The sequence below is a fragment of the Bradyrhizobium sp. MI1.11 genome (assembly GCF_055811255.1).
Genome location: NZ_JBVVPM010000009.1, coordinates 204,024 through 230,199, shown reverse-complemented (window position 1 = coordinate 230,199; position 26,176 = coordinate 204,024). Strand labels below are relative to the sequence as shown.

Here is a 26,176-nt window from a genome sequence, read left to right as displayed (position 1 = left end):
ACCGCGCCGATCTGCGCCTTACAACGTTCATCGCAACCTCCAAACTCCTGGTGTTGCGACGACCGTTTGAATCCGCCGCTCCAGTGCACGCGGTCGTCCTGCATGATCGGCAGGTCGATGTTGCCCGCCGCCTTCGGCTGGGTCTTGATCAGCGGGACAACGGCCATCTTCGGCGCGTTGAGGTGCGTCATCACGAGCGTCACGCCGGGCGCAGCTTCGGTTGCCGCCGCATCGATCCGGCTGATGCGACCCTTGACCACGCTGCTGAACGCGACCGATGCGTAAAGCATCCCGTCGAGCGGGAACTCGGCCGCGAACGGGGCCGCGCCGCGCACCTTGAGCGGACCGTCGAGCCGCGAGAGAGGCTTGCCGACATTGCCGTGCTGCTCGCGGATCAGGGGATCGGGCCGGCCGCCGGGAATGAAGCTGTCCGGCGCGAGCTGAACCGCCTTCATCATCGCCATTTGCACAACGCCCTGCACAGCGTTCTTGGCGTCCTCGAGAATGTTGCTCATGCTTCCGCTCCTGCCAATTCCGAAAGCACGGCGGTGATCGTCCGCGCCGCCAGCTCAATCTTGAATCCATTGTGGTCAAGCGGCTTGGCATCGGCCAGCTCTGCGTCCGCAGCCGCGCGGAATGCCGTCGCATTTGCCGGGCCGCCTTTCAGCAGCGCCTCCGCCTTGGCCGCGCGCCACGGCTTGTGCGCCACTCCGCCAAGCGCGAGCCGCACGTCCTTGACCACGCCACCATCGATCTGTAGCGCCGCCGCCACCGACACCAACGCGAAGGCGTAGCTGGCCCGGTCGCGTACCTTGCGGTAGCTGGAATGTGCCGCGATCGACAATGCCGGCAGCTCGACCGCCGTGATCAGGTCGCCATGCTCGAGCACCGTCTCGATGTCTGGTCGGACGCCGGGCAGGCAATGGAAGTCGCTCAGTGCTACGCTGCGGGCTCCGCCCGCGCCGGTGATGTGGACCACCGCGTCCAACGCGGCGAGCGCCACGCACATGTCGGACGCATGTGTCGCCACGCACGCGTCTGATGAACCCAAAATGGCATGGATGCGGTTGAAGCCACCGATTGCATCGCAGCCCTCGCCAGGCGCACGCTTATTGCAGCGCGAACCTTCATTGTCGTAGAAATAGGTGCATCTCGTGCGCTGGAGCAGATTTCCGCCCACCGTCGCCATGTTGCGGATCTGCGCGCTGGCGCCCGCCAGGATCGCTCGGGAAAGCACAGGGTAGCGGGTGCGCACTACGGGGTGAGCGGCGAGCGCGCTGTTCCTCACGCCTGCGCCGATCAACAGGCCACCGTCCTCGCGCTCCTCGATGGTATCGGCCAAGCCGGTCACGTCGACCAGCGCCGTTGGCCGCTCGATCGTCTCGCGCATGAGATCGACGAGGTTGGTGCCACCGCCCAGGAACTTGGCGCCCGGCGTGGACGCCAGTGCGAGCGCCTGCCACGCATCTGCCGCACGCGAATAGCTGAATGGGTTCATTGCGCAGATTCCTCAATGAGCGCGACGTCCGGCGCGCCGCAGGCGCTCCCGTAGACTTCGCTGATCGCGTCGATGATGCCGTTGTGCGCGCCGCAGCGACACAGATTCCCGCTCATCCGCTCCTGGAGTTCGATGCGGCTGATGGTGATGGTCTCGGCGGCAAGGTCTTCGGTCACATGGCTCGGGATGCCCCGTGCGATCTCGCTCGCCATGCCGATGGCGGAGCAGATCTGCCCCGGCGTGCAGTAGCCGCACTGGAAGCCGTCATGCTCGATGAAGGCCGCCTGCAGCGGGTGCAAGCTCTCGCCCTCGGCCAAACCTTCGACAGTCGTAATCGCGCGGCCGTTATATTGCGCCGCCAGCGCCAAGCACGAGATGATCCGCTCGCCATCGACCAAGACCGTACAGGCGCCGCAAGCGCCCTGATTGCAACCTACCTTGGTGCCCGTGAGATTCAGATGCTCACGTAGCAGGTCGAGCAGCGAGGTGCGTGGATCGTCCGGAACGGACACGATTGAGCCATTCACTTCGATGGGCATAATCCGGCCTCCTTCTGGCTACCGTCGCTCTACAATTGATTCTTCAAGCGGCTTTTCTGGACGGCTTGCTGCCTTCGAGCAGGCCGATCAACCGATCTCGGATTAGCGTTTCGGTTTCGCCCATGATGCGATCAATCAATTCCTTTACCGTCGGCACGTCGTGAATAAGACCAACAACCATCCCGCAACTCCACGCGCCTGCGTTCATGTCGCCATTTATCATGACCTTCGGATAAATTCCTGCGATCTGCTCCATAACATCTTCGACTTTGAGGTCGACACCTTTTGCGTGCTCGATCTCAATGAGTCGGTCGACTCCGTTGTTCTTCATTACCCGTTCGGTGTTTTTGAGCGTGCGCAGCACCAGTCTGGTGTCCAGCTCGCTCGCGGCAACAAGCGCCTGCTTGACGTTGTCATGAACCGGCGCCTCTTTTGTCGCGATGAATCGCGTGCCCATATGGATGCCGGATGCCCCAAGTGCTAAAGCTGCAACAAGGCTTCGCGCGTCGGCCATGCCCCCAGACGCAACGAATGGAATTTGAATTTCCTCTGAGGCCCGCGGCAGAAGGATCATGTTCGTTATATCATCCTCGCCGGGATGTCCGCCGCACTCAAAGCCATTGATGCTCACGGCATCGACACCGATTTTCTGAGCACTTAGCGCGTGACGAATCGAAGCCGCTTTGTGGAGAACCTTGATGCCGGCCTTCTTAAACTTCGGAAGGTACGTGGCCGGGCTACGGCCTGCCGTTTCTACTACTTTGACTCCACTCTCTATGATGGCCGCAACGAACTCATCATAGGGCCATCTGGAGAAGGACGGCGTAATGGTCAGGTTTACACCAAAGGGTTTATCCGTCATCTGCCGACAGTGATCGATCTCCTTCGCCAACATCTCTGGTGTCTTCTGTGTGAGCGCAGTAATAAGTCCCAAAGCTCCGGCGTTCGAGACTGCAGAAGCAAGCTCGGCAAGGCCCACGAAGTGCATGCCACCCTGGATAATCGGGTGTTCGATGCCAAACAATTCGGTAATTGCCGTTCTCATTCTCTTCTCCAGATTTGGAAAGACGTGGCGAGTACAACGAACTTGTGCATTTTGCTCTTGCATCAAATATGGATACTAATATAGTATCCGAAAATGGCTTCAGTAAATACTCAATTTTCGATTGCCGTCCACGTGATGGCGGCAATCGCACATCACGACGGAATTTTCGCATCGGAAGTTCTCGCGGGCAGCGTGAATGCGAATCCGGTTTTCGTTAAAAGAATCCTCGTTAAACTCTCGAAGGCGAAGCTGGCTAAGACGACTGTTGGTAAGTCGGGCGGTTATGGCCTGGCACGAAGCCCAAAAAGTATTACGCTCTTGGACATCTACTCTGCGGTAAATCCTCCAGATGCTTTTGCCATCCATACCTATCCCAAAAGGAAGGAGTGTGTCGTGAGCTGTAACATCAAGGAAATCATGAGCGACGTGCTGATTGGCACTCAGGAGGCCGTCCGTAGGGATCTGCGACAGACGACGTTGGCGGATGTGGTGTCCAAAATCAGAGCCGCGTCCGGGTAGTTTTTTTGCCCGTAATAGATACTTTCATAGTAACCAATACCGGTCGAAAGGAACACGAGATGACGCAACTGGACGGAAAGTCCCCCGTGATTACCGGTGGCGCCACCGGAACCGGACCCGCCGCTTCAAAGCAGGGCAAGAATGCGCCCACCGCCGTTCTCATCGGGGTGACCGGAGGACTTGGTCACGCGCTGGCCAGGCTCCTCGCGGCCGAGGGCTTCCGGTTGGTGCTCGCTGCGCGGCGAGAGCACGACGCCGCCGCACTGACCGGCCGGAATGACGGTTCGGCGATTTACCTGCGCGCGGACGTCACCGATCCGGCGAGCCTCGAGAAGCTGGCGGCGGCAGCCTACGAGCACCTCGGCCGGATCGATGCGGTGGTGAACCTCGCGGGCATCTCGCCGCGCAAAGCCATTGAGGAATACACTTTGGCCGACATCGACGATCTGTTCGCGATCAACGTCAAGGGGCCGATGTTCGTGACCCGGGCCTTCTTGCCTGGACTGCGCAAGCAAGCCGGTAACGCAGTGGTTGTCCACGTCGGCGGTGCCATGGACGGCAGGGTGGCGCTGCCGTTTATGAGCTCCTATGCCGCGAGCCGCGGCGCGCTGGCGAGCTATGTGCAAAGCGCCAACCGCGAGCTTGCCGGGACCAACGTAATGCTTTCCTTCTTCGGGCCTGTTCCCTCCAACACCGAGGCCGAGTCGCCTTTCTTCGACATGTGGAGCAAGCTGGGCGTCGACCTCTGCGAACCCGACCAGGTCGCGCGCGAGATCCTCGCCACCATCCGCAAACGTCGTCAAGTCCACGTCATGGGCGGCGGGACGCTCAAAATGCTTACGATCGCGAACGCCATATCGCCGTCCACTGCCGACGCGATGGGTCTGCGGAAATTTGGCAAGCTCATGCAGCAGCATCGTCCACGCTGATCTCCGCTCGGGGCGCCTCGCGCCTGTCAGCTCTCTTCGCTCCTGAGCCGCGGCCAGTCGCAGCCGCGCAATCCCAATCGCGCGCGAAAGAATGGACAACCGGGCGTGCGGCCCTGGCTCAGCAAGTTGGTGTGTTTCACGGCCGTTCGTCGGCATGGCAAGGCGCGCGTGAAGGCGGCCCCGATGCCGAGTCTCGCGCCCACCACAAGACAGGCGCCTCGAGTGGCTCCGGGAAGATCAGCCATGTCGCCTAGAGATTCCCAACTTCGCGGCCGAGGTTCAGCTCAAAGTCGCCAGCGGCTCCAATGCCTCGCGCGCGCAGCTTCGGCATGCGCTCTGCTGCGCCTGGCCAGCGGAACGTCGTGAAGAAGGTGTCCTGCGTCGCCTGCAGCTGAGCGGGGTCCGGCAGCCCGTGCTGGTTGATTGTCACTTTGCAGGTGCTCAGCGCCTGTTTGTCGAACGACAGGATGCGCCGCACGAAATTCGCGACGAACTCATCAAGCTGAGCTTCGGGGATGGCGCGGTTGATCCAGCCGTATCGTTCGGCGGTCTCGGCATCGAAGTCGTCGCTCCCGAGGATGATCTCCATGGCGCGAGAGCGGCCCACCAGGATCGGCAGGCGTTGAAGCGCCCCGCCGCCTGGGATGAGGCCGCATCCGACCTCTGGCTGGCCAAAGATTGCTTTTTCCTTGCTGGCGAAGCGAATGTCGCAGGCCAGGGTAAACTCGCTTCCACCGCCGCGCGCCCGGCCGCGGATCACTGCAATGCTGAGGACGTTACTCTTAGCCAACTTGGTGGCCGGTTCGATCCAGCGTGGCGCGCGGAACCGGCTGCGGGGCTCGGCCGTGCTGTAGTGAGCGATGAAGAAGTCCCGGTTGGCGCTCTCGAACGTCACGACCTTCAGCGCATCGTCCGCCTCGATCTCCTCCACCAGGTCGTAGAACTCGTCGTAGGTCCGATCGTCGATCGCGTTGATCGGCGGGTTGTTGAAGGTCACGCGCCAATACCCCGGCGTGGACTTGTCGACGCTGATCCTGGTGGGGATGTCGCTCATGGTTGCCTCCGTTCCGTGAACTTGAATGAGCCTGAACGTTGCCTCAGGGGACGACGACGAGCTTCCCGCGCGTATGTCCGCCGGCTAGAATCTCGTAGGCGGCAGCGAGCTGATCGAGGCCATAGGCCGCGCTCACGGAGGCGCGGATGGCGCCGGTGTCGATCAGGGCTGCGATCTCCGCCAGTTGAGCGCCGTCCGGCCGGGTGAGGGGGCCGTGGAACTCCGCCTTGCGGGTGGCGGCACGTGCGATGAACGGTCGAACAGCCGCCGAAGCTTGCTCGGCCACGGCAGGCGGGAAGCCGATTTCGCGATAGCTTTGGGCGTCGGCGGTGCGCACGAGGCCGACATAGCGGCCGCCTTCGCGCAGCGTGTCGATGCCACGCTCGATCAGCGGACCGCACACACCGTCATAGACAACGTCGAACGGGCCGGCAGCCTCGAAGCTTTCGGTCGTGTAGTCGATCGTGCGGTCCGCTCCGAGCCCAGCCATGAACGTCTGGCTGTTCGGTCCGCCCGTCGCAACGACGTAGGCCCCCAGGTGCTTGGCGAGCTGGATGGCGAAGGCGCCAACGCCGCCCGCCCCCGCCTGGATCAAGATCCTTTCGCCGGCCTTGAGCCGCGCGCGCTCCACAAATGCCTGCCAGGTGGTCAAGGCGACCGTCGGCAGGCTCGCCGCCTCCTCGAAGGAAAGGGTGCGCGGCTTGTGGGCTAGGAGACTGAGTGGAACGGCTGCGCGCTCGGCATAGGCGCCGGGACGCCGGTTGGGCAGGCGGGCGTAAATCTCGTCACCTGCCTTGAACGCTCCGCCCGAGGGCGCGGAGACAACAACGCCCGCGACGTCATAGCCCAACACCTGCGGAAAGGTGAATGGAAAGGCGGCATGGAACAGACCCTGGCGCATCGCGACCTCGACGGGATTCGCACCGGCGGCCCGGACCTCGATTAGCGCCTCGTCGGCGCCCGGGACGGGGTCGCTCACCTCCCCGCAGGTGACCACGGAATTGTCGCCGTAGCCGGTGATGTACGCTGCCCGCATTTTCATTCTCCTCGCGCTAGGTCGTCTGACCCGTTAGTCTCATTATTGAACTTTTACGCGCATGAATGAACGTTGGCAAGCCCCGTCACGGCGCCGGCGTGAATTGGAGCGTTTTCGAGCGAAGTGGATGCCTGTTCGCGTGAAGAAGACGCGTCAAAACAAGACTCTAGAGCTTCGGTTCTGATTCAATCAGAACCGAAAAAGCTCTAGAGGTTGCCGGCCCGAGCCTTCGGCTTGGCCGCGGCGCGCCGGCGCAAGCGAATATCGGCAAGCGTGATCTCTCGCCCACGGGAGGAGCGGACCTTTATCGGCTCCAGTTCGCTGCCGTCGACGCCGTCAAGCATTCTAATAGGGGGCGGATCGGGCCGGAACAGCCATCGGTCGCCCCATTGGCGGAGTGCGATGACAGTCGCAAAGAGATCCTTGCCCATTTCAGTCAGAACGTACTCGTGCCGCCGCGCTTCCTCGGCGATCGGCCGGCGTTCGAGAATGCCACAGGCGACAAGTTTCTTCAGTCGCGCGGTCAGCAGGTTCCGCGAGATCTCCAGCTCCTTCTGGAAATCGTCGAATCGGGTCGTGCCGCCAAAGGCCTGACGCAGGATCATCAAACTGCCCCAGTCGCCGATGACGTCAACGGAGCGGGCCATGGGACACTCGTACGATGCCCAACTTTTCCGCTGCATGGACTGATCTCCTTCTCGCCGGTGTCGCCTGGACAGGAATTAAAGCCGATGCGACAACCGACAAGGTTGCCACAAACTCCTGGCGCCGTCTCTTCCCAGAGAGGGTGCCCGCGAAGATGTGGCGATCCGAACTCGGTGAGCAGGGGGCGCGGGTCGTGATTTCCTCTCGCAAGGCACCGGATCTGGAAAAGGCCCAGGTGCATCTTGCCGGCCCCGGCGTCAAGGGCGAGCTGGATCGCAGCGGAAAATGCCAAGGACAACGATGTCAAGCGGCTCGCAGACGAAACGATCAAGAAGCTCGGACGGGTCGACATTCTGGTGAACAACGCAGGTGCAACCTGGGGCGCACCAACCGAGGATCACCCGATCGAATGATGAATCTGAATGTCCGCTCGCTGTTTCTGCTCAGCCAGCAGGTGGCGAAGCACTCGATGATTCCGAGAAAATACGGCCGTATCCTCAACCTTGCGTCGATCGCAGGCCTGTTCGGAAGTTCCGGGGATATGCAGATGATTGCTTACAATGCGAGCAAGGGTGCCGTGTCAATTTCACGTGGGGTCTCGCGGGGAGTTGGGGCCGCTACGGAACTACGGCCAATGCTCTGGCGCCAGGTTTTTTCCGGTCGACAATGACGAAGGGCGCGATCGAGGCCGTCGGTGTCGAAAAGCTGGCCGCCGGTGCGCGGCTGCGTCGCATCGGCGATGAGGATGATCTGAAGGGCGCCGCTGTTCTCTTCGTCAGCGACGCCGGCAAGCACATCACCGGACAGATCCTTGCCGTCGATGGCGGCCTGACTTCAGTGATATCGGGCTAGGGGATCACCAGCGTCAGCGTCTCGGTAACGCGCGCAGCTCGGGTCGGCTCGATCGAAAGCTCGCGTTCGACCTGCAATGGAGTCATTGGCGGATCGGCGCAAGTTGGAAAGGGGCGGGCCGGACCGCAGTTCTGCCGGAGCTGATTGTCGTGGCTGGATTTTCCTGTGTGAATTCGGCTAGGCGGCCATTCGCAACAGATCGACGATCTCGGCTTCGCTCTCGAATGGCCGAGGATTGGCCTGGACGAAGCGATGATTGATGGCGATCTTGCTGATCTGATCAAACTTGTCTTCGCCGATCCCGACGTCGGCAAGACGGCCGGGCAGTCCAAGTTTCCTGGTGAATTGTGCAAAGGCGGCGGCGGCTTCCATGCCCGGCTCGCCAAGGGCCGTTGCCAGCCGTTGCTGCGCATCCTCAGTGAACGCCTTGTTGTAGCGAAGCAGGCTCGGCATGATGACCGGTGTGCAATAGTAGTGCGGAACGCCGAAGGTTCCGCCGAGCACATGGCCAATGCCGTGACTGGCTCCCATCGGCACCCGCGCCTGCAGGCCGAAAGCGGCGAGCCACGCGCCATATTGAGACAGCCGGCGCGCCTCCAGATCATCGGGGTGCTGCAAGGTTCGGAGCATTCCCTCGCGCAGGGTGCGGATGCCGGCCAGGACGACCTCGTCGGCGAGCGGGGTGCCGGCAGGGGAGCACAAGGCTTCAATGCCGTGATCCATCGAACGCGTTCCCGATCCCATCCACAGCTTGGAAGGCGTATGAACGGTGAGCGCAGGGTCGAGAATGATCGCCACCGGCATCATCCGGGGATGAAAGAAAATCTGCTTCAGCCGGTTGCGTTCATCGGTGACGAGCGCTGCTGCGTTGTACTCGCCGCCATTCAGCGTGGAGGGCACTGCGATCTGTCGAATTTTTGGCGATCGGAACGGTGAGACGGTGACCCCAGGGCCCATCGGGAATGGATCGAAACCCGCTTCGTCGGCGATGTCATGTTCCATCGCCATGATGACGATCTTGGCGAGGTCGATCGCCGAGCCTCCGCCGACGGCGACGACCAGGTCGGCTCCGGCATCCTTGGCTTGACGGGCAACCTCGGCGGCTTGCTTGCGCGTGGTGTGCTCTGCGATTCCATCGAAGGTCGCGACATGTCTGCCGCCGAGCGCGCGCCGGATCTTCTCGATCTCGTCGGTCCTGGTGTTCAAGGTGCGGCTGACGATCAGGAAGACGCGCTTGGCATCCAGTCGCACCGCTTCATCGTTCAAGGCGTCAGACGCAGCCTTGCCGTAGACGACACGATCGATTGCCGGAAAATTGTGTATCCCTGCTTTGCGCATTGCGGTCCTCCCAGTAAGTTCAAAAACAGAAGTAACTATAAGCTCAACGATGGAGGCGTGCAATGAACCAGCTGTGACTTGTAGGGGCTGATATATAACCTTGCTCAAAAGGACGTATCGCTCTTGGACCGAGTCATCGACAATCTAATCGCTTGACGAGTTCAAAAAAAGAACTGTAGGCTACGAGCACGAGATGGCCGAACGCAACGGCCGCGAAGTGCCGGATTACGGCTGGATCCGTTCAGCGCGATGCGTCTTTCGCAAGGACGTGAGACGAGCAGCGACCGGGGAAAAAAACAAAGCCACGTACCCGAAAAGGGTGCACGTTTGGGAGGACGAGCAATGCTGGTGAAATGGAAGATCGTTGCGGCTCTGGCCCTGTTTTTGAGCGGCCCGGCATTCGCCGCCGAAGAGCCGGGAGTCACTGCTACCGAGATCAAGATCGGTGGGGTTTTTCCCTTCAGCGGACCGGCATCATCGATCGGTCTCGTGGGCAAGGGACTCATTGCCTACATCCAGGCCTTGAATGACCGCGGCGGCGTCAACGGACGCAAGATCAACTACATCGCCTATGATGACGGATATAGCCCTCCCAAGGCGGTGGAGCACGTCCGCAAGCTCGTTGAAAGCGACGAAGTGTCGTTCATGTTCGGCCAGCTCGGCACGCCCGGCATCTCGGCCACTGCAAAATACCTGAAGGCCAAGGGTGTTCCGAGTGTCGCCATCGTCAGTGGCTCGTCCAAGTTCACTGACGTCACCAATTACCCGCTGATCACCACGGGTCTTGTCAGCTACGACACCGAAGGAAAAATTTACGCCAAATACCTGACGAGGACGCTGCCGAACGCCAAGTATGCCATCCTCTATCAGAACGACGATCTCGGCAAAGATTACGTCGGTGCCTTCAAGGCGTTTCTCGGCAAGGATTTCGACCGCAAGGTCGTCAGTGCGTCCTACGAGGTCACCGAACCGACGATTGATTCGCAGATCACCAATCTGAAGAGCTCGGGTGCCGAAGCCCTGGTGATCGCCGGCACGCCGAAGTTCGCGGCCCAGGCCATCCGGCAAGCTTCGGTGATCGGCTGGAAGGCGACCGTGATCATCAATTTCCCGTCCGGATCCGTCGGAGGCACGCTTGCACCGGCCGGGCTCGACAAGTCGGTCGGCGTGATCGTCGGGACGACCAACAAGGATGTCCTCGACGAGACATGGAAGGGCGACCCGGGCATGCAGGCCTACCGGGCATTTTTCGACAAGTATCTGCAGGGCGCCGATATCACCAACGGCAGCTATCTGACCGGCTATCAGCAAGGCGTCCTGCTCGAGCAGATCCTCAAGCAATGCGGTGATGATCTATCGCGGAAGAATATTCTGGCGCAGGCGAAGAACCTGAAAGACGTCGTCGTTCCGACTGTGCTGCCCGGGATCAAGGTCAACACCAGCGAGACCGAGAACATGATCTGGACGCAGATGCGGCTGCAGCGCTGGACCGGCGCGACGTGGCAAGCCTTCGGAGAAGTCCTGGATGCCAGATCCGAGTGAATCTGGCGCCGCCCGCCGTTCTATCCGTCCGCGGTACTTCAGGAGATCGTTCTCGATGTCGACGAAGCCATTGACGTTTGCGCCAAGGGAACTCTCCGTCGAGCGCCGGACCGACGGCACGCTCGTATTGAGATCGCCGCTCGAATTGGGGCCATGCGACTGGCGGGTCACCGATTTTCTGCCGCGCTGGGCAAGCGCGGTTCCGGACAGAATATTTCTCGCGCAACGCAATGCCAATGGGGGATGGGACGAGATCACTTATGGCGAAGCATGGTCGCAGGTCCAGGCGGTCGGCCAGAGCCTGATTGATATGGGCGCAAAGCCGGCCGACAGGCTGGCCGTGCTCTCGGGTAACTCCATCGAGAACGCGGTGATCTCGTTTGCGGCGATGTCGATGGGCGTCATTCTGGCGCCAATATCGCCGAACTACACGCTGATGCCCGGCGGTCTTGCCCGCCTCAAGGACATCGCGCAGGTGCTGCGGCCGAATTTTGTTTTCGTTCAGAGCGGACGCGACTTTTCCGCGGCTCGCTCCATTCCCGAGTTGGCAGACTCTGCCTGGATCAGCGTCGATGGCGCGCCGGAGACGACGCCCTTCCGTGTCCTGACGGATCGAACGGACTGCGAAGGCTTCGCGCATGCGTCGGGGGCGGTCTCCAGCGATGCAATTGCGAAAGTCCTCTTCACCTCCGGTTCGACCGGCCTGCCAAAGGGCGTTCTGAACACGCACCGCATGATGGCGAGCTCCCTGCAAATGGGAAGCCAGCTGGTGTCGCCTCCGGAGGCGCCGGTCCAGGTGGAGTGGCTGCCGTGGCACCACACGATGGGCAGCAACGTCATTCTTCACGGCATTCTCAAGAACGGCGGGACGCTCTACATCGATGACGGCCGCCCGCTGCCTCAGCTCTTCCACAAATCGGTGGCGAACCTCAAGGAGATCTCGCCGACGGCCATGTTCAATGTTCCTGCCGGTTACAATCTCTTGTGTGATGCCATCGAGAGCGACGCCGCACTCGGCGCGAGCATCTTCAAGCGACTGGATCGATTGAGCTACGCGGGGGCTGCAATTTCGCAAGGCACACTTGAAAGATTGTACCGGCTGACATTTTCGATCACAGGCCGGCGGATTCCGGTCATGTCGGGCTATGGGACGACCGAGACGGCGCCGACAATCAGCACGACACATTGGGCAACGGATCGGCCCGGAGAGATTGGTCTTCCCGCGCCCGGCGTGCAGCTGAAGCTGGTCCCGGTTTCGGATACGTATGAGGCCAGGGTGAAGGGCCCCAACGTCACCCCCGGCTATCTCGGAAGGGCAGATCTGACGGAGAAGGCCTTCGACGAGGAGGGGTTCTACCGCATCGGCGATACCGTGTCGTTTCTCGATCCCGAGAAGCCGGAACTTGGTCTTCGTTTTACCGGCAGAATTTCGGAGAACTTCAAGCTCGCGAACGGCACCTGGGTTGCGATCGGCAATATGCGCGCCGCCATCCTGGCCGCAACGCGCGGCGTCCTGCTGGACATTGTCGTTGCCGGAGAAAACCGTGAAGCCTGCGCGCTGCTGTGCTGGCTGAACCCGACCGAGGCGGCGCGGATATCGAACGCGCCGGCTGCGGATTTGATCTGCGACCCCAAAGTGATCGAATTCCTGAGACATCGTCTGCAGGAATATAATGAGGCCGTTGGAAGCAGCGAAAAAATCTGCTCGTTCACCCTGCTGAAGGATCCACCCTCATTGGCCGCGGGAGAAATAACCGACAAGGCCTATGTCAATCAACGTGCCGTGCTCAAACACCGGGCTGTACTAGCGGACCGTCTCCACTGCAACGAACCCGACGCGGCTGTGATTCGAGTCTGAGGATGCGTTTCGTGCGTCACGCCGGTGGTCTGCTCAAGCGGCGCTGCGGCGGGCCTTTGCCTTCGGCTTTTCAGGTGCCTCCATCATCCGCGGGCTTTGGGCGCCTGGCCCTGGATGGGTGTGAACCTCCCTGGCCAGGAGCGGCTCGCCGCATTCAGAACACACCATGACCGGGTCGAAATCCTTTCCGCACTTGCGGTGCTGGTGCAAGAGCGGCCGGCCGCGCTCGTCGACCATGTGAGTGTCGCCCCAATGCACGAGCGCCATCATGATCGGATAGAGGTCGAGGCCCTTCTGGGTCAGGATATATTCGTGACGCTTGGGCGCTTCCTGGTAGGGAATGCGGCGCAAGATGCCCAGCCGAACCAGCTTCTTCAGCCGCTCGGCGAGCAGATGGCGTGTAATTCCGAGCGCCGACTGAAATCCTTCAAAGCGCCGCGTGCGCAGAAAGCATTCGCGCAGGATCAGAAGCGTCCAGCGGTCGCCGATCACGCCGATGGTTCGGGCCATCGAACACGGCTCTTCCTCCAGTTCTTTCCACTTCATCCGTATCTCCAGTCATCCTGGCGAGGCCCGCTCGAATCACCGCCGAGCGGCGCCTCATTTCCCTAGCATTCTAGATAGGTACTGAATTCCAAACAATACCCGATAGGTCAGTCAAACCAGCATAGATCCGGCCGAATTTGACAGTTCGATTTTAGAACTGTAGAAGTGAGAATTGGTAAGCCGTGCGATTGGATCGCCGGTCCCTGACCATCCAATACGCTCTGCGGGAGAAAGCGGTCATGACCCTCAAGGTTGAATTCCAGTTCGATTTCGGCAGCCCGAACGCTTATCTGGCGGAGGTCGCCATCCCCGGGATCGAGCGGCGGACGGGCGTAAAATTCGAGTACGTCCCGGTCCTGCTCGGCGGGATCTACAAGGCGACCGGCAACATGTCGCCGTTCGATTCGCTTCGCGGGATCAAGAACAAGCCGGAATACCAGGCGCTCGAAACCCAGCGGTTCATCCGGCGCCACAACATCACGAAATTTCGCCAAAACTCCTTCTTTCCCGTCAACACATTGATGCTGATGCGCGGGGCCGTCGCGGCCCAGTTCGAAGGCGTGTTCGAACCCTATTTCCGCGCCGCTTACCATCACATGTGGGAGGAGCCCAAGAAGATGGACGATCCCGAGGTGTTTCGGAGCGCATTTGCTTCCTCGGGCATCGACATCGACAGGCTGGTCGCGCGCGCGCAGCAGGACGACGTCAAGAAAAAGCTGATCGACCTGACCAGTGACGCGGTCAGCCGCGGTGCGTTCGGTTCGCCGACGTTCTTCGTCGGCAAGGAGATGTTCTTCGGCAAGGACCAACTCCGGGACGTCGAGGAGTCGATCGTCGAACAGACCCGGCAGCCCGTTTCCAAGGCCGGCTAGTCTACCGACTTGCGGTCCGTGCGTGTTGAGGCGAAGGGCTGACGGCAAGCCAGAGTTTACCCTCGGCCCATCGGCAGAAAAAAGATCCAGGGAGAGTGCAATGGCTGGTCCGCTTAGCGGCGTTCGTGTCCTCGATCTGACCGGAGTGGTTTCGGGCCCGTTTGCGACAATGTTTCTCGCAGATCAGGGCGCCGACGTGCTCAAGATCGAGCCAATCGGCGGCGATATCACCCGTCGCAGCCGTGCCACCATCGACAAGGATGGCGAATTCTCGGCGCTGTTCATCTCGTCCAACCGGGGCAAGCGTTCGCTCTCGATCGACGTCAAGAGCCCGGCCGGGCGCGAGGTGCTGGCCAAACTGGTCGCGCAGGCCGATGTTCTGGTGCAAAATTTCCGGCCCGGCACCATGGAGCGCCTCGGCCTTGGTGTGGAAGAGCTGCGCCGGCGCCACCCGCGCCTGATCTACGTCTCGATCAGCGGTGTCGGCGACACCGGACCTTACGTGAAGAAGCGCGTCTATGATCCGATCATTCAGGGCCTGTCGGGCTTTGCCGATATCCAGTCGCAGCCGGTCACCAATCGCCCGCAGATGATCCGCACCATCGTGTGCGACAAGACCACCGCCGTGTTCACCGCACAGGCGGTGGCGGCGGCGCTCTACGCGCGAGAGAAGACCGGGCAGGGCGATCATATCCAGGTCGCGATGCTCGATGCCATGATCTCATACCTCTGGCCGGAAGGCATGATGCAGTACACGGTGGTCGGAGCCGAGGCCGCTGCCGCCGATCCCAATGACCGGCCGGATCTCGTGTTCAAGACCAAGGACGGCTACATCACGGCCGGCACCATCTCCGATTCCGAATGGCAGGGCTTCTGCCGCGCATCCGGCGATCCCGAGCTCGCCAAGGATCCGCGGTTTGCGACTCCGTCGGCGCGTTCGGTCAACGCCACGGCGCGCATCAACAAGATGGCGGAGTATATCGGCCAGCACACGACCGCCGAATGGCTGGAGCGTCTGGATGCCGCGGATGTCCCTTGCGCGCCAATCCTGCGGCGCGGCGAAATCATCCACAATGAACAGGTGGTGGCGCGCGGGATCATCGCCGAATTCGATCAGCCGAAGGTCGGCCGTGTGCGCCAGCCAAAGCCAGCGGCCCGCTTCGAGGTTAACCAGGCTGCCATCGGCGGGCCGGCGCCTCGCGTCGGCGAGCACTCGCGCGAGGTGCTGCGCGATCTGGGTTACGACGATGAGGCGATCGACAGCATGGTTGCGGCGCGCACGTTGCGTGTGGCTCTGTAACGCGGAGGGAGCCGCGATCGGCTCTCAAGCCTGGGCAGGCGCGGGCGTAATCGGTGCTTGCGGAACATTCGCCGCAGCCGCACGCTGGTAAGCCTCCCGATTTCGCATGCGCTCAAGATAGGGCTGCGCGTTGTCGCAAATGCCGACACCGTATGCGACTGCCCAGTCCAGGCAGGTCGTCAGCAGAATATCGGCGCTGCTGAAGCGGTCGCCCATCAAGAACTGCCGGCCGTCGGTCAGCGCGACCTCGACATGGCGCAACTGCGCCCGAAAATACTCGGCGGCTTGAGCCACGACCTCCGGCGCAACGCCGTAGATTGGGCCGAGCGCATCGGCGCTGTGACGGCGCATCACGTACAGGCTGGTGGAGTCGAGCTCGGTGACGATGAAGAAGCACCATTCCAGCCACGCGGCATAGTCACGGGTGGATTCCGGGATCAATGCACGTTCCGGCGTGGAGTACATGCGCGACAAATATGCGACGATCGCGGCACTTTCGCCGATGCGGAAGTCGCCGTCCTGCAGCAACGGAATCTTCTGGCGCGGATTGAGTCTGGTATATTCGGCGGTCTTGGTCTCGCCGGTCCGCGGGCCGATCGGTTTGATCTTGTAAGCGAGGCCGAGCTCGTGCATCGCCCAGTGTGGGCGAACTGTGCGGCTCGTCCCGGCGCCCCACAAAGTGAGGTCTGGATCATCGCTCATGTCACCATTTCTCCACAGCCGGGCGAAGATCGAGTTCATGGGTCCAGCCATCGCGGCTTTGCTGATGGGCAAACCAATACGCTTCGGCAATCGAGAAGGTCTTGGTCAGGCTGTCGGGAGGGATCTCGCTGGCCTCGATGCCTTTCGCGGCCTTCATGCGCTGATGAATGGCTTCGCTATCGACGCCGGCATCGATGATGAGATGGACGACGTGAATGTTCTTGGGCCCGAGCTCGCGCGCCATGGCCTGGGCCACCGCGCGCAGGCCGAATTTTGCCGATGAGAAGGCGGCAAACCCCTTGCTGCCGCGGATGCTTGCGGTCGCGCCGGTGAAAAAGATGGTGCCGCGTCCGCGCTGAAGCATAACGCGCGCGGCCTCACGTCCGACCAGGAAGCCCGCGTAGCATGCCAGCTCCCAGGCTTTGAAGAAGAGCTTCTCGGTGGTCTCCAGCAGGGGCTTGTTGACGTTCGATCCGGCATTGAACAGACATATCTCGATCGGCCCGATGTCGCGTTCGACGTCCGCGAACAGCTTCTGCACTTCCGCTTCCTGGCGGGCATCGACGCTGAATGCGTGGATGCCGTAGCCTTTCGCCCTGAGCTCATCCACCAGCGCCTGGGACTTGGCCGCATCGCGCCTGCAGATGCAAACAATGTAGCCCTCGGTGGCAAACCGCCGCGCAACGGCAGCGCCGATGGCATCGCCCGCGCCGACCAGAATCGCGACCCCGCGACTTTCTCCCATGCTCGCCTCTCCCATAAGTTCTTATTTGATACGATATCGGTATCGTCTGGAAGCCGCGTTGTAAACGGGGTTATTGAGCGCCTCTGAATAGGGCAGGAAACTTGCCGTTTCCTGATCCGACCACAACAACAAAATATCGATTGACGAGTTCTAAAAAAGAACGCATGTTTCGCCGGGAGGCGCAATGCTGAAAATGGCGCCGATGTTTTTCAGTCGGGAGGCGGTTAGTCGTGGCGAAGCTGTCGCAAGCACTCGGTCTCGGTCAGACTGTTTTTCGGTCTGTCGGGCCCAATCGAGCAATCGACAGGCAGCCATCTTGCCAAAGCGCTGGACCAAATCGCGCCGATCGAGAACTGCGCCGTGGCCATGGTAGTCTCGATCAGCGCGATGGCGAAATCCCCATCGTTGTGGTCTGGCTCAAACACCGTGATCCACGTTCCGGGCTCGATAGAACAGCTTTGCACACAGCGCGCCTAACCTAACCGGGAGAAGTTCCTTGAAAAAGAGAAATGCAACCGTCGCCGTGATCGGCGCCGGCGATTTCATCGGCGGCGAGATCGCCAAGAAGTTTGCCTCCGAGGGCTTCACCGTCTTCGCCGGCCGCCGCAACGGCGACAAGCTGGCGCCGCTGGTCAAGGAGATCGAGGCCGCCGGCGGCGAGATCCATGCCCGTTCGCTCGATGCGCGCAAGGAGGAGGAGATCATCTCCTTCCTGAGTGACGCCGACAAGCACGCGCCGTTGGAGGTCTGCATCTTCAACATCGGTGCCAACGTCAACTTCCCGATCCTCGACACCACCGAGCGCGTATTCCGCAAAGTCTGGGAGATGGCCTGCTACTCCGGCTTCCTCGCTGGTCGCGAGGCGGCCCGGCTGATGCTGCCGCGCGGCCAGGGCAACATTTTCTTCACCGGCGCGACCGCGTCGCTGCGTGGCGGCAACGGCTATGCCGCGTTTGCCAGCGCCAAATTCGGGCTGCGCGCTGTGGCGCAGGCGATGGCGCGCGAACTCGGCCCGAAGAATATCCATGTCGCCCACTTGATCATCGATTCCGGCGTGGATACCGAGTGGGTTCGGCAGCGTCGCCTGGAAGCACTCGGGCCCAATGCGCTTGACGATCCCGATGCGCTGATGCCGCCGGCCTCGGTCGCGACGTCCTATTGGCAGCTCTATCAGCAACCGAAGAGCGCCTGGACCTTCGAGCTGGAAATCCGGCCCTTCGGTGAGAAGTGGTAGGAAAGCACGATGGAACTCGCGCTGTCTCCTGAAGATGCGGCCTTCCGTGATGAGGTGCGCGCTTTCATCGCCGAAAACTATCCAAAGGAAATGCCGGTCCCCAATCCGGAGACCGACCTGACCAAGGAGCAATCGTTGCTCTGGCACCGCATTCTCCACAAGAAAGGCTGGATCGCACCGCTCTGGCCCAGGGAATATGGCGGCCCCGGCTGGTCGATTACCCGACGTTTCATCTTCGAGCAGGAGACGAGCCGGGCCGGCACGCTGCCGCCGTTGGCATTCAGCGTCACCATGGTGGGGCCGGTCATCTACACTTTCGGCAACGACGCGCAAAAGCAGAAATTCTTGCCGCGGATCCTTTCGGGTGAGGATTGGTGGTGCCAGGGCTATTCCGAGCCGGGCTCGGGGTCGGACCTCGCCACCGTCCGCACCAAGGCCGTGCGCGACGGCGATTACTACATCGTCAACGGCCACAAGACCTGGACAACGTTGGCGCAGCACGCCGACTGGATATTCTGCCTGGTGCGTACTGATCCGAGCGCAAAGCCTCAGGCGGGCATCTCGTTCCTCCTGATCGACATGAAGTCGCCTGGCGTGACCGTGCGTCCGATCATCACGATCGACGGATCGCACGAGGTCAATGACGTCTTCCTCGAGGACGTCCGCGTCCCCGTCGAGAATCTGATCGGCGAGGAGAACAAGGGCTGGACGTACGCGAAATTCCTGCTGGGCAATGAGCGCACCAGCATGGCCGGGATCGGGCGGTCGACGCGCTATCTCGACCGGTTGAAGAAGATCGTGAAGGCGGAGATCGCACCGGACGACCCGGCCCATCTCGAATTCCGCAAGGAGATCGGCCGGATCGAGCTCGACGTGCTTGCGCTCGAGGCGACCGAGTTGCGCGTTGTTGCCCAGATGGCGCGCGGCATCGATCCGGGTCCTGCGGCCTCGCTGTTCAAGATCCGCGGCACCGAGATCTTTCAGGGGATCACCGAGCTGACGCACCGTGCCATCGGAAATTACGGGCTGGCGCTTCGGGAGCAACCTTTGAGCGCAAATCAGTTCATGCCGGGTCCCGATTACGGCCACACCGCCTCGGAAAAATACCTGAACGCGCGCAAGCTCAGCATCTACGGCGGATCGAACGAGATCCAGCGCAACATCATCGCCAAAGCAGTGCTCGGTCTCTAGCAACAGCGCGACAAGAGGATCGGATGGATATCCAGTTCACGGAAGAGCAGGAACTGTTGCGCTCCAGCGTGCAGCGCATGCTGCGCGACCAATACAGCTTCGAGGCGCGCCGCAAGATCATCGCCAGCGAAGAGGGATGGAGTCGGAAGCAGTGGAACGCCTTCGCGGAGCTCGGCCTTCTCGCCGCGCCGTTCTCCGAGGAGAGCGGCGGCCTCGGCGGCGGTCCGCTCTCCACCATGATCGTCGCCCAGGAGTTCGGCCGTCACCTCGTCGTGGAGCCGTACGTCGAAACGGTCGTTCTGGCCGGCGGCTTGATCGAGCATGCAGGGACAGATGAGCAGAAGCAGGCATTGATTGCCGATATCATCGCCGGACAGAAGATCTGGGCGCTGGCCTGGACGGAAAAGGGCGCGCGTTTCGATCTTGCCAATGTCGCGACTGCGGCGCGGCGCGACGGCAAGGACTACATCCTCAGTGGCGAGAAGACCGCTGTCATCGCCGCGCCCTGGGCCGATTATCTCATCGTCTCCGCCCGGACTGGCGGCAAGCGCGACGATCGCGCCGACGTCAGCCTGTTCGTCGTCGACGCCCGGGCGGCCAATCTCGATCTGCGCAGCTTCAAGACCATCGATGGCCGCCGTGCCGCGGAGGTCACCTTCCGCGATGTGCGCGGCGAGTTGCTCGGTAGCGAGGGCGAAGGCGTCGCCCTCTTGGAAGCTTGCCGTGACCGGGCCGTCGGCGCGCTCTGCGCCGAGGCAGTCGGCGCCATGGCCGAACTGAACTCCGCAACGCTGGACTATTCCAAGACCCGAAAGCAGTTCGGCGTCACCATCGGCAGCTTCCAGGTGCTGCAACACCGGATGGTCGACATGTTCATCGCTCATCAGGAGGCGCTCTCCCTGATGCAGCATCTCAATCTCAGCCTCGCTGCCAGCGACAGCGGCATCTCCCGCCTCGCGTCCGGCGCCAAGTCGAAGATCGGCTATGCCGGCAGGTTCATTGCCGACCAGGCGGTGCAGCTCCATGGCGGCATGGGCATGACCGACGAATTGAATGTCGGCCATTACTTCAAGCGAATCTCCTCCATCAACATCCAGTTTGGCGATCCCGCTCACCACTTGCTGCGTTATGTGCAGCTCGACGCGGCTGCGTAACAAAAGAGGCAAGCATGACGACAGAGGCAGTTATCGTTTCCACCGCCCGCACCGGTGTCGGCAAGGCCTATCGGGGTGCATTGAACAACACCGAGGGACCGACCATGGCCGGTCATGTGATGGCCGAAGCGGTCAAGCGCGCAGGGATCGAGCCCGGCGAGGTCGAGGACGTGGTGATGGGGTGCGCGATGCCGCAGGGCACCATGGTGATGAACGTCGCGCGCAAGGGGGCGATTCGTGCCGGCCTGCCGGTCACGGTGGCCGGCACCACAATCGATCGGCAGTGCGCATCCGGCCTGCAGGCCATAGCGGTCGCGGCACGCTCGATCATGCTCGATGGTGTCGAGATCGCAATCGGAGGCGGCATCGAATCGATCAGCCTGGTGCAGAACGAGCACATGAACAGGTTCCACGCGGTCGACGACGAGCTGATGACGATGAAGCCGGAGATGTACATGTCGATGCTCGACACCGCCGAGATCGTCGCCGAGCGTTACAAGATCGGCCGTGACCGGCAGGATGAATACAGCCTCGAATGCCAGCGCCGCATCGGTGCCGCGATGCAGGCCGGACGCTTCAATGAGGAAATCGTGCCGATCACGACCAGGATGGCCGTCGTCAACAAGGACACCAAGGAGGTCACCTATCAGCAGGTGACGCTGTCAAAGGATGAAGGCCCGCGCCCCGAGACCACGGCGGAAGGCCTTGCGAAGATCAAGCCGGTGTTCGAGGGGAAGACCATCACGGCGGGCAACGCCAGCCAGCTCTCCGACGGCGCCTCAGCCTGCGTGATCATGAGCGACAAGACCGCCGCCAGGAAGGGCCTGAAGCCCCTCGGCATCTTCCGTGGCTTCGTCGCCGCCGGTGTCGAGCCGGACGAAATGGGCATCGGTCCGGTCGCTGCGATCCCGCGCCTTCTCAAGCGGCACGACCTCAATATCGATGACATCGATCTCTGGGAGCTGAACGAGGCCTATGCGGTCCAGGTGATCTACTGCCGCGACAAGCTCGGCATCGATCCGAACAAGCTCAACGTCAATGGCGGCTCGATCGCGATCGGGCATCCCTACGGTATGACGGGCAGCCGGCTTGCGGGGCATATCCTGATCGAGGGACGGCGGCGCAAGGCGAAATACGGCGTGGTGACCATGTGCATCGGCGGCGGCATGGGCGCGGCCGGCCTGTTCGAAATCCTCAACTGATCGGAAAGCGGAGAAGCTCACGTGAAGACAGCAATTACCGAACTGTTCGGCATCCAGCATCCGATCATCCAGGGCGGCATGCACTACGTCGGCTTTGCCGAGTTGGCAGCTGCGGTATCGAACGCCGGCGGGCTCGGCATCATCACCGGGCTCACCCAGCGGACGCCGGAGCTGCTGGCCAAGGAAATCGCGCGTTGCCGCGACATGACCGACAAGCCGTTCGGCGTGAACCTGACCTTTCTGCCGAGCTTCACCGCGCCGCCGTATCCGGAATATATCGCCGCCATCAAGGAAGGCGGCGTCAAGGCGGTGGAGACCGCCGGCCGCAGCCCGGAAGCGTACATGCCCGCGCTGAAGGCGGCAGGCATCAAGGTGATCCACAAATGCACCTCAGTGCGGCATTCGCTCAAAGCCGAGCGGATCGGCTGCGACGCCGTGAGCGTTGACGGCTTCGAATGCGGTGGCCATCCCGGTGAGGATGATATCCCGAACATGATCCTGCTGCCGCGCGCGGCGGATGAACTGAAGATTCCGTTCGTAGCCTCGGGGGGCATGGCGGACGCGCGCAGCCTCGTCGCCGCGCTGTCGATGGGCGCCGCCGGCATGAACATGGGCACCCGCTTTGTCGCAACCAAGGAAGCGCCCGTCCATGACAACGTGAAACAGGCCCTGGTCAAAGCCACCGAGCTCGATACCGTGCTGGTGATGCGAGCGTTGCGCAACACCGAGCGCGTGCTGAAGAACAAGGGGGTCGATCATCTGCTCGAGGTCGAGCGCGAGAAGGGGGCGAGCCTCAAGATTGAGGATATCCACGAGCAGGTGGCGGGCGTCTATCCGAGAGTGATGGTCGATGGCGACATGGACGCGGGCGCCTGGAGCTGCGGCATGGTGGTCGGACTGATCCACGACATCCCGACGGTGAAGGAGCTGATCAACCGCATCATGATGGAGGCCGAGCAGATCATCCGGGAGCGTCTGATCGGGTTCCTCGATGCTGCCGAGCACAGGCCGGCTGTCGCCCGGGCGATTGCGTAAGGGCTTTGGGACCGTTGTGCTGCTACCGTATGTTTTGACGAGGTTGCGCATGCATGATCGAGCGTGCGTTGACTACTATCGATGAGACGCGACTGGCGAGCGGCCGACTGTCGGCAGCCTTGGGAAGGAGAATGTATGGATCCGGCCGACTTCCACTACTATGAGCCATCGAAGGGCCACGGACTCCGACATAATCCGTTCAACGCGATCGTCGCGCCGCGTCCGATTGGCTGGATTTCGTCGCGGAATGCGGCCGGGCAACTGAATCTTGCTCCGTACAGCTTCTTCAATGCGTTTCTCTACGACCCTCCAATAATCGGGTTCTCCTCTATTTCGTGGAAGGACACCGTCAAGAACGTCAGCGAGACTCGGGAGTTTGTCTGGAATCTGGTTACGATGGATCTGGGCGAGCGCATGAACACGACTGCGGCGCCTCTCGATCACGGCGTGAGCGAGTTCGAAGCAGCAGGGCTGACGCCAGTACCCGGGCGACACGTAGCTGTGCCGCGGGTAGGCGAGAGCAGGGCGGCAATGGAATGCAAGGTCGTCGACGTCTCTCAGTTGGCGAATGCGCGCGGCGAGAAGGTAGAAGGGTGGTTCGTGCTCGGCGAGGTCGTCGCGGTATACATCGACAAGTCCTTGATCGAGGACGGCGTCTACAACACGGCACTTGCGCGTCCCATTCTGCGCGCCGGCCGTGGTGGAGATTACCTCGAGGTCAGAACGGAAAACATGTTCGAGATGAAGCGGCCGCCTGGCAGCAGCAAACCGGAATTCCACGGCACTTGATTGACGCCAATCAAGACCCCGGGCGCCGCGCGTACAGGCAAAGAGCCAGCAGAGAAAACGTGCTCAATACGATGCCCAGCGCCAACATGGCTTGATGCGACACCGTGGCGGCAAGCCATACGCCGATCGCGGCAGTCATCATTTGCGAGAAGCCCAGCAGCGCCGACGCCGCGCCGGCTTTCTCCCCGAATGGAGAGAGCGCTCGCGCGGCGGCTAGTGGACTGACAATGCCCATGCCGAGGAGAAATACGCACATCGCGCCTAGAAATGGCAAGAAAGTCGGGCTGACCATCGAGATGAGCAGGATCGCAAGGCTGCTGGCGGCCGTCGCCCACAAGCCCGCCCGGATCGGGCCATCGAGTCCGTAGCGTGGTGCCAATCTCGTCGCCAGCATACCGGCGGCGAATACGATAAAGACAGTGCCGGCGAAGAAGAGGCCGAGCTGGATCGGCGTGAAGTGCAGCGCTTCGATGAATAACCGCGGTGCAGCCGAAAACATCGAGAACAAGCCGCCTATGATCAGGCTCCCGGTTGCGGCCGGTATCGCGAAACGAGGATCGCCAAAAAGGCCAGCATAGGTCCTGACGATAGCGGCCGGATTGAGCGGAGTGCGGGTCGAATGGTGGGTTTCGCCGAGGACGATGCCGTAGCCAATGGCGCCAACAGCGGCGAACGCCGCGACGAGCGCGAATTCGGAGCGCCAGCCAAAACTGTGATCGAGTGCGCCGCCAAGCAGCGGCGAAAATCCAGGAGCTGCCGACATCACGATCATGATCAGCGCCATCGCACGTGCCAGCGCCGCGCCACTGAACATGTCGCGGGCGATGGCGCGAGACAGCACTGACGTCGCGCATGCGCCGGCAGCCTGCACGATGCGGCCGGCCAAGAGATTAGGTAGATCGTTCGCCAAACCGCACCAAACACTGCCGCCAAAGAACACGGCAAATCCGATCAGGACCGGCCAGCGTCTTCCGTAGCGATCCGAAAGCGGCCCGACCAGAAGCTGGCCCAGCCCAAACACTGCAAGAAAGGCGGTGATGGCGGACGTGACCGCCGCACTCGTGACATTCAACGAGATCGCAATTTGGGGCAGCGAAGGCAGCAAAATGTTGGTCGCAAGCGTTCCCATGGCGGCCAGGAGGGAAAGGATCGCAATCGGCAGCGCGCCGGAGATGTTAACACTCGGCGGCGCGGATTCGATTGCTTCGCACTGGTCGGCCATTTGAACTTTCGCGGTAATAGGGGGTAGGCAGATTATACGGCGAGCGTCGCGATTGGGCGCTGCTCGCCGGGCCATTTACAGGGATTGTCCGTGCTATCGGCGGATAACGCGCTCAATCGCGATCGCGGTAGCCTCACCACCACCGATGCAGAGAGCCGCCACACCGCGCTTGAGGTTTTGGGCTTCGAGCGCATGCAACAACGTCACGATCAATCGCGCGCCGGTGGCGCCGATGGGATGACCGAGCGCGCAGGCTCCGCCATTGACGTTCAGTTTTTCCCTGGGAATGCCGAGATCCTTCTGCGCAGCCATTGCCACTACGGCAAAGGCCTCGTTGATCTCGAACAGATCGACATCTCCGACACTCCAGCCGACCTTGTCCAACAGCTTGCGGATCGCCGGGATCGGCGCCGTGGTGAACCATTGCGGTTCCTGGCTGTGGGTGGCGTGGCCCTTGATCTCGGCCAGTACGGGGAGGCTGTCGCGATCCGCGAGCGAGCGCTTTGCGAGAACGAGGGCTGCGGCGCCATCGGCATTGGCGGAGGAGGCGGCCGGCGTGATGGTGCCGTTGGCGCGGAACGCGGCTTTCAGCCCCGGGATCTTGGCGGGATCGACCTTGAGCGGGTGCTCGTCATTGGCGATGATCCGCGGCCCGGCCTTTTCGGATAGTGTGATTGGCACGATCTCGGCCTTAAACGCGCCGCCCTCGACCGCCTTGCGCGCGCGGGTCAACGTCTCGATCGCGTAGGCGTCCTGGTCCTTGCGGGTGAATTGATAGGCTTCCGCGGTCGCCTCGCCGAAATCGCCCATCGAGCGCCCGGTCTCATAGGCGTCCTCCAGCCCGTCCATCAGCATATGATCGATGATCCGGTCGTGCCCGGCGCGATACCCGCCCCTCGCTTTCGCCAGCAGATAGGGAGCATTGCTCATGCTCTCCATTCCTCCGGACAACACGATCTCCGCTGATGCGGCGCTGATGATGTCATGGGCGAGCATAGTCGCCTTCATGCCGGAGCCGCAGACCTTGTTAACGGTGGTGGCACCGGTGGCATCTGGCAACTTGGCGCCGCGGGCGGCTTGGCGTGCCGGGGCCTGGCCCTGGCCCGCCGGCAGCACATTGCCCATGAACACCTCGTCGATCCTTTCAGGCGCCAGCTTCGCCCGTTCCAGCGCTGCGCCGATCACGTGAGCGCCGAGCCTGTGGGCGCTCACGGACGACAACTCGCCCATGAATCGGCCAAGGGGCGTCCGCGCGGCGGAAAGAATGACAACGGGATCTGAAACGGCGGCCATCGCGAGCTCTCCTGCTGATATCTCTTGTTATATGAT

At 61.8% G+C, this 26,176-nt stretch carries 26 protein-coding genes and 1 pseudogene; 14 read left to right on the top strand and 13 right to left on the bottom strand.

Annotation, left to right across the window (positions count from 1 at the left end; genetic code table 11):
- From AC0L30_RS12640 to AC0L30_RS12625, 4 genes and pseudogenes are all read right to left on the bottom strand, one after another.
- Positions 1–515: pseudogene (locus AC0L30_RS12640) on the bottom strand (hypothetical protein); the annotation flags it as partial.
- Positions 512–1,498 (bottom strand): FAD binding domain-containing protein, encoded by a 987-nt coding sequence (locus AC0L30_RS12635; protein ID WP_473404389.1) that lies wholly within the window; start codon positions 1,496–1,498, stop codon positions 512–514. The pseudogene AC0L30_RS12640 and the gene AC0L30_RS12635, both read right to left, overlap by 4 nt.
- The gene (locus tag AC0L30_RS12630; protein WP_473404388.1) at positions 1,495–2,037 is read right to left on the bottom strand and encodes a 2Fe-2S iron-sulfur cluster-binding protein; all 543 of its coding nucleotides are present in this window, start codon (positions 2,035–2,037) and stop codon (positions 1,495–1,497) included. Before AC0L30_RS12630 ends, AC0L30_RS12635 begins: the two co-directional genes overlap by 4 nt.
- Positions 2,038–2,080: 43 nt before the next feature.
- A complete protein-coding gene (locus AC0L30_RS12625) occupies positions 2,081–3,145 on the bottom strand; it encodes an NAD(P)H-dependent flavin oxidoreductase (RefSeq protein WP_473404387.1) in 1,065 nt (354 codons plus the stop codon).
- 30 nt (positions 3,146–3,175) lie between these two features.
- Here AC0L30_RS12625 and AC0L30_RS12620 point away from each other — a divergent pair, with 30 nt between their 5' ends.
- Together AC0L30_RS12620 and AC0L30_RS12615 are read left to right on the top strand one after the other, a co-directional pair.
- Positions 3,176–3,601, top strand: coding sequence for an Rrf2 family transcriptional regulator (locus tag AC0L30_RS12620; RefSeq protein WP_473404386.1), 426 nt, complete (start codon positions 3,176–3,178; stop codon positions 3,599–3,601).
- Between the two features lie 59 nt (positions 3,602–3,660).
- Complete coding sequence (locus tag AC0L30_RS12615; protein ID WP_473404385.1) at positions 3,661–4,530, top strand: SDR family NAD(P)-dependent oxidoreductase; 870 nt, start codon at positions 3,661–3,663, stop codon at positions 4,528–4,530.
- Positions 4,531–4,780: 250 nt separating this feature from the next.
- Here AC0L30_RS12615 and AC0L30_RS12610 read toward each other — a convergent pair whose 3' ends face one another.
- From AC0L30_RS12610 to AC0L30_RS12600, 3 genes are all read right to left on the bottom strand, one after another.
- Complete coding sequence (locus AC0L30_RS12610) at positions 4,781–5,584, bottom strand: enoyl-CoA hydratase/isomerase family protein (RefSeq protein ID WP_473404384.1); 804 nt, start codon at positions 5,582–5,584, stop codon at positions 4,781–4,783.
- 43 nt (positions 5,585–5,627) lie between these two features.
- Complete coding sequence (locus AC0L30_RS12605; RefSeq protein WP_473404383.1) at positions 5,628–6,620, bottom strand: NADP-dependent oxidoreductase; 993 nt, start codon at positions 6,618–6,620, stop codon at positions 5,628–5,630.
- A gap of 206 nt (positions 6,621–6,826) precedes the next feature.
- A complete protein-coding gene (locus tag AC0L30_RS12600; protein WP_473404382.1) occupies positions 6,827–7,267 on the bottom strand; it encodes a winged helix-turn-helix transcriptional regulator in 441 nt (146 codons plus the stop codon).
- A gap of 14 nt (positions 7,268–7,281) precedes the next feature.
- Here AC0L30_RS12600 and AC0L30_RS12595 point away from each other — a divergent pair, with 14 nt between their 5' ends.
- On the top strand, positions 7,282–7,935 hold the full coding sequence (locus tag AC0L30_RS12595) for an SDR family NAD(P)-dependent oxidoreductase (protein WP_473404381.1): 654 nt from the start codon (positions 7,282–7,284) through the stop codon (positions 7,933–7,935).
- A complete protein-coding gene (locus tag AC0L30_RS12590) occupies positions 7,905–8,117 on the top strand; it encodes an SDR family oxidoreductase (protein WP_473404391.1) in 213 nt (70 codons plus the stop codon). The genes AC0L30_RS12595 and AC0L30_RS12590 overlap by 31 nt, the downstream gene beginning before the upstream one ends.
- A gap of 177 nt (positions 8,118–8,294) precedes the next feature.
- Here AC0L30_RS12590 and AC0L30_RS12585 read toward each other — a convergent pair whose 3' ends face one another.
- Positions 8,295–9,455, bottom strand: a complete 1,161-nt coding sequence (locus AC0L30_RS12585) for an iron-containing alcohol dehydrogenase (RefSeq protein WP_473404380.1) — start codon at positions 9,453–9,455, stop codon at positions 8,295–8,297.
- Positions 9,456–9,797: 342 nt separating this feature from the next.
- Here AC0L30_RS12585 and AC0L30_RS12580 point away from each other — a divergent pair, with 342 nt between their 5' ends.
- Positions 9,798–10,997, top strand: coding sequence for an ABC transporter substrate-binding protein (locus tag AC0L30_RS12580; RefSeq protein ID WP_473318452.1), 1,200 nt, complete (start codon positions 9,798–9,800; stop codon positions 10,995–10,997).
- Complete coding sequence (locus tag AC0L30_RS12575; protein WP_473404379.1) at positions 10,981–12,855, top strand: AMP-binding protein; 1,875 nt, start codon at positions 10,981–10,983, stop codon at positions 12,853–12,855. Before AC0L30_RS12580 ends, AC0L30_RS12575 begins: the two co-directional genes overlap by 17 nt.
- A 33-nt stretch (positions 12,856–12,888) precedes the next feature.
- Here AC0L30_RS12575 and AC0L30_RS12570 read toward each other — a convergent pair whose 3' ends face one another.
- Positions 12,889–13,401, bottom strand: a complete 513-nt coding sequence (locus AC0L30_RS12570; RefSeq protein ID WP_440639825.1) for a winged helix-turn-helix transcriptional regulator — start codon at positions 13,399–13,401, stop codon at positions 12,889–12,891.
- 239 nt (positions 13,402–13,640) lie between these two features.
- Here AC0L30_RS12570 and AC0L30_RS12565 point away from each other — a divergent pair, with 239 nt between their 5' ends.
- Together AC0L30_RS12565 and AC0L30_RS12560 are read left to right on the top strand one after the other, a co-directional pair.
- Positions 13,641–14,273: a DsbA family protein gene (locus tag AC0L30_RS12565; RefSeq protein WP_473404378.1), complete on the top strand. Its 633-nt coding sequence runs from the start codon at positions 13,641–13,643 to the stop codon at positions 14,271–14,273.
- Between the two features lie 100 nt (positions 14,274–14,373).
- Positions 14,374–15,573 carry a CaiB/BaiF CoA transferase family protein gene (locus AC0L30_RS12560; RefSeq protein ID WP_473404377.1) on the top strand — a complete coding sequence of 400 codons (1,200 nt, stop codon included), beginning with the start codon at positions 14,374–14,376 and terminating at the stop codon, positions 15,571–15,573.
- Between the two features lie 24 nt (positions 15,574–15,597).
- Here the strand turns inward: AC0L30_RS12560 and AC0L30_RS12555 are convergent, their stop codons facing one another.
- Positions 15,598–16,314 carry a glutathione S-transferase family protein gene (locus AC0L30_RS12555; RefSeq protein WP_473404376.1) on the bottom strand — a complete coding sequence of 239 codons (717 nt, stop codon included), beginning with the start codon at positions 16,312–16,314 and terminating at the stop codon, positions 15,598–15,600.
- The gene (locus AC0L30_RS12550) at positions 16,277–17,020 is read right to left on the bottom strand and encodes an SDR family NAD(P)-dependent oxidoreductase (RefSeq protein WP_473404375.1); all 744 of its coding nucleotides are present in this window, start codon (positions 17,018–17,020) and stop codon (positions 16,277–16,279) included. Before AC0L30_RS12550 ends, AC0L30_RS12555 begins: the two co-directional genes overlap by 38 nt.
- Positions 17,021–17,516: 496 nt before the next feature.
- On the opposite strand from AC0L30_RS12550, the gene AC0L30_RS12545 reads away from it, so the two are divergent.
- The 6 genes from AC0L30_RS12545 to AC0L30_RS12520 all read left to right on the top strand — a co-directional run bounded on the left by AC0L30_RS12545 (position 17,517) and on the right by AC0L30_RS12520 (position 23,625).
- On the top strand, positions 17,517–18,254 hold the full coding sequence (locus tag AC0L30_RS12545; protein ID WP_473404374.1) for an SDR family oxidoreductase: 738 nt from the start codon (positions 17,517–17,519) through the stop codon (positions 18,252–18,254).
- 9 nt (positions 18,255–18,263) lie between these two features.
- Positions 18,264–19,445, top strand: a complete 1,182-nt coding sequence (locus AC0L30_RS12540) for an acyl-CoA dehydrogenase family protein (RefSeq protein ID WP_473404373.1) — start codon at positions 18,264–18,266, stop codon at positions 19,443–19,445.
- Between the two features lie 23 nt (positions 19,446–19,468).
- A complete protein-coding gene (locus AC0L30_RS12535; RefSeq protein WP_473404372.1) occupies positions 19,469–20,599 on the top strand; it encodes an acyl-CoA dehydrogenase family protein in 1,131 nt (376 codons plus the stop codon).
- 14 nt (positions 20,600–20,613) lie between these two features.
- Positions 20,614–21,801, top strand: a complete 1,188-nt coding sequence (locus tag AC0L30_RS12530; RefSeq protein ID WP_473404371.1) for an acetyl-CoA C-acyltransferase — start codon at positions 20,614–20,616, stop codon at positions 21,799–21,801.
- A 21-nt stretch (positions 21,802–21,822) separates the two neighbouring features.
- Positions 21,823–22,836 (top strand): NAD(P)H-dependent flavin oxidoreductase, encoded by a 1,014-nt coding sequence (locus AC0L30_RS12525; RefSeq protein ID WP_473404370.1) that lies wholly within the window; start codon positions 21,823–21,825, stop codon positions 22,834–22,836.
- Between the two features lie 135 nt (positions 22,837–22,971).
- Positions 22,972–23,625: a flavin reductase family protein gene (locus AC0L30_RS12520; RefSeq protein WP_275168241.1), complete on the top strand. Its 654-nt coding sequence runs from the start codon at positions 22,972–22,974 to the stop codon at positions 23,623–23,625.
- Between the two features lie 10 nt (positions 23,626–23,635).
- On the opposite strand, the gene AC0L30_RS12515 is transcribed toward AC0L30_RS12520, so the two are convergent.
- Both AC0L30_RS12515 and AC0L30_RS12510 read right to left on the bottom strand, forming a co-directional pair.
- On the bottom strand, positions 23,636–24,847 hold the full coding sequence (locus AC0L30_RS12515) for a multidrug effflux MFS transporter (protein ID WP_473404369.1): 1,212 nt from the start codon (positions 24,845–24,847) through the stop codon (positions 23,636–23,638).
- A 93-nt stretch (positions 24,848–24,940) separates the two neighbouring features.
- Positions 24,941–26,140: an acetyl-CoA C-acyltransferase gene (locus tag AC0L30_RS12510; protein WP_473404368.1), complete on the bottom strand. Its 1,200-nt coding sequence runs from the start codon at positions 26,138–26,140 to the stop codon at positions 24,941–24,943.
- Positions 26,141–26,176 lie beyond the last annotated feature (36 nt).

Bases quoted from the DNA above. Each gene is read 5' to 3' on its own strand.
- AC0L30_RS12635 (WP_473404389.1), bottom strand. From the start codon at position 1,498: ATGAACCCATTCAGCTATTCGCGTGCGGCAGATGCGTGGCAGGCGCTC.
- AC0L30_RS12630 (WP_473404388.1), bottom strand. From the start codon at position 2,037: ATGCCCATCGAAGTGAATGGCTCAATCGTGTCCGTTCCGGACGATCCA.
- AC0L30_RS12625 (WP_473404387.1), bottom strand. From the start codon at position 3,145: ATGCAAGAGCAAAATGCACAAGTTCGTTGTACTCGCCACGTCTTTCCA.
- AC0L30_RS12620 (WP_473404386.1), top strand. From the start codon at position 3,176: ATGGCTTCAGTAAATACTCAATTTTCGATTGCCGTCCACGTGATGGCG.
- AC0L30_RS12615 (WP_473404385.1), top strand. From the start codon at position 3,661: ATGACGCAACTGGACGGAAAGTCCCCCGTGATTACCGGTGGCGCCACC.
- AC0L30_RS12610 (WP_473404384.1), bottom strand. From the start codon at position 5,584: ATGAGCGACATCCCCACCAGGATCAGCGTCGACAAGTCCACGCCGGGG.
- AC0L30_RS12605 (WP_473404383.1), bottom strand. From the start codon at position 6,620: ATGCGGGCAGCGTACATCACCGGCTACGGCGACAATTCCGTGGTCACC.
- AC0L30_RS12600 (WP_473404382.1), bottom strand. From the start codon at position 7,267: ATGGCCCGCTCCGTTGACGTCATCGGCGACTGGGGCAGTTTGATGATC.
- AC0L30_RS12595 (WP_473404381.1), top strand. From the start codon at position 7,282: ATGCCCAACTTTTCCGCTGCATGGACTGATCTCCTTCTCGCCGGTGTC.
- AC0L30_RS12585 (WP_473404380.1), bottom strand. From the start codon at position 9,455: ATGCGCAAAGCAGGGATACACAATTTTCCGGCAATCGATCGTGTCGTC.
- AC0L30_RS12580 (WP_473318452.1), top strand. From the start codon at position 9,798: ATGCTGGTGAAATGGAAGATCGTTGCGGCTCTGGCCCTGTTTTTGAGC.
- AC0L30_RS12575 (WP_473404379.1), top strand. From the start codon at position 10,981: ATGCCAGATCCGAGTGAATCTGGCGCCGCCCGCCGTTCTATCCGTCCG.
- AC0L30_RS12570 (WP_440639825.1), bottom strand. From the start codon at position 13,401: ATGAAGTGGAAAGAACTGGAGGAAGAGCCGTGTTCGATGGCCCGAACC.
- AC0L30_RS12565 (WP_473404378.1), top strand. From the start codon at position 13,641: ATGACCCTCAAGGTTGAATTCCAGTTCGATTTCGGCAGCCCGAACGCT.
- AC0L30_RS12560 (WP_473404377.1), top strand. From the start codon at position 14,374: ATGGCTGGTCCGCTTAGCGGCGTTCGTGTCCTCGATCTGACCGGAGTG.
- AC0L30_RS12555 (WP_473404376.1), bottom strand. From the start codon at position 16,314: ATGAACTCGATCTTCGCCCGGCTGTGGAGAAATGGTGACATGAGCGAT.
- AC0L30_RS12550 (WP_473404375.1), bottom strand. From the start codon at position 17,020: ATGGGAGAAAGTCGCGGGGTCGCGATTCTGGTCGGCGCGGGCGATGCC.
- AC0L30_RS12540 (WP_473404373.1), top strand. From the start codon at position 18,264: ATGGAACTCGCGCTGTCTCCTGAAGATGCGGCCTTCCGTGATGAGGTG.
- AC0L30_RS12535 (WP_473404372.1), top strand. From the start codon at position 19,469: ATGGATATCCAGTTCACGGAAGAGCAGGAACTGTTGCGCTCCAGCGTG.
- AC0L30_RS12530 (WP_473404371.1), top strand. From the start codon at position 20,614: ATGACGACAGAGGCAGTTATCGTTTCCACCGCCCGCACCGGTGTCGGC.
- AC0L30_RS12520 (WP_275168241.1), top strand. From the start codon at position 22,972: ATGGATCCGGCCGACTTCCACTACTATGAGCCATCGAAGGGCCACGGA.
- AC0L30_RS12515 (WP_473404369.1), bottom strand. From the start codon at position 24,847: ATGGCCGACCAGTGCGAAGCAATCGAATCCGCGCCGCCGAGTGTTAAC.
- AC0L30_RS12510 (WP_473404368.1), bottom strand. From the start codon at position 26,140: ATGGCCGCCGTTTCAGATCCCGTTGTCATTCTTTCCGCCGCGCGGACG.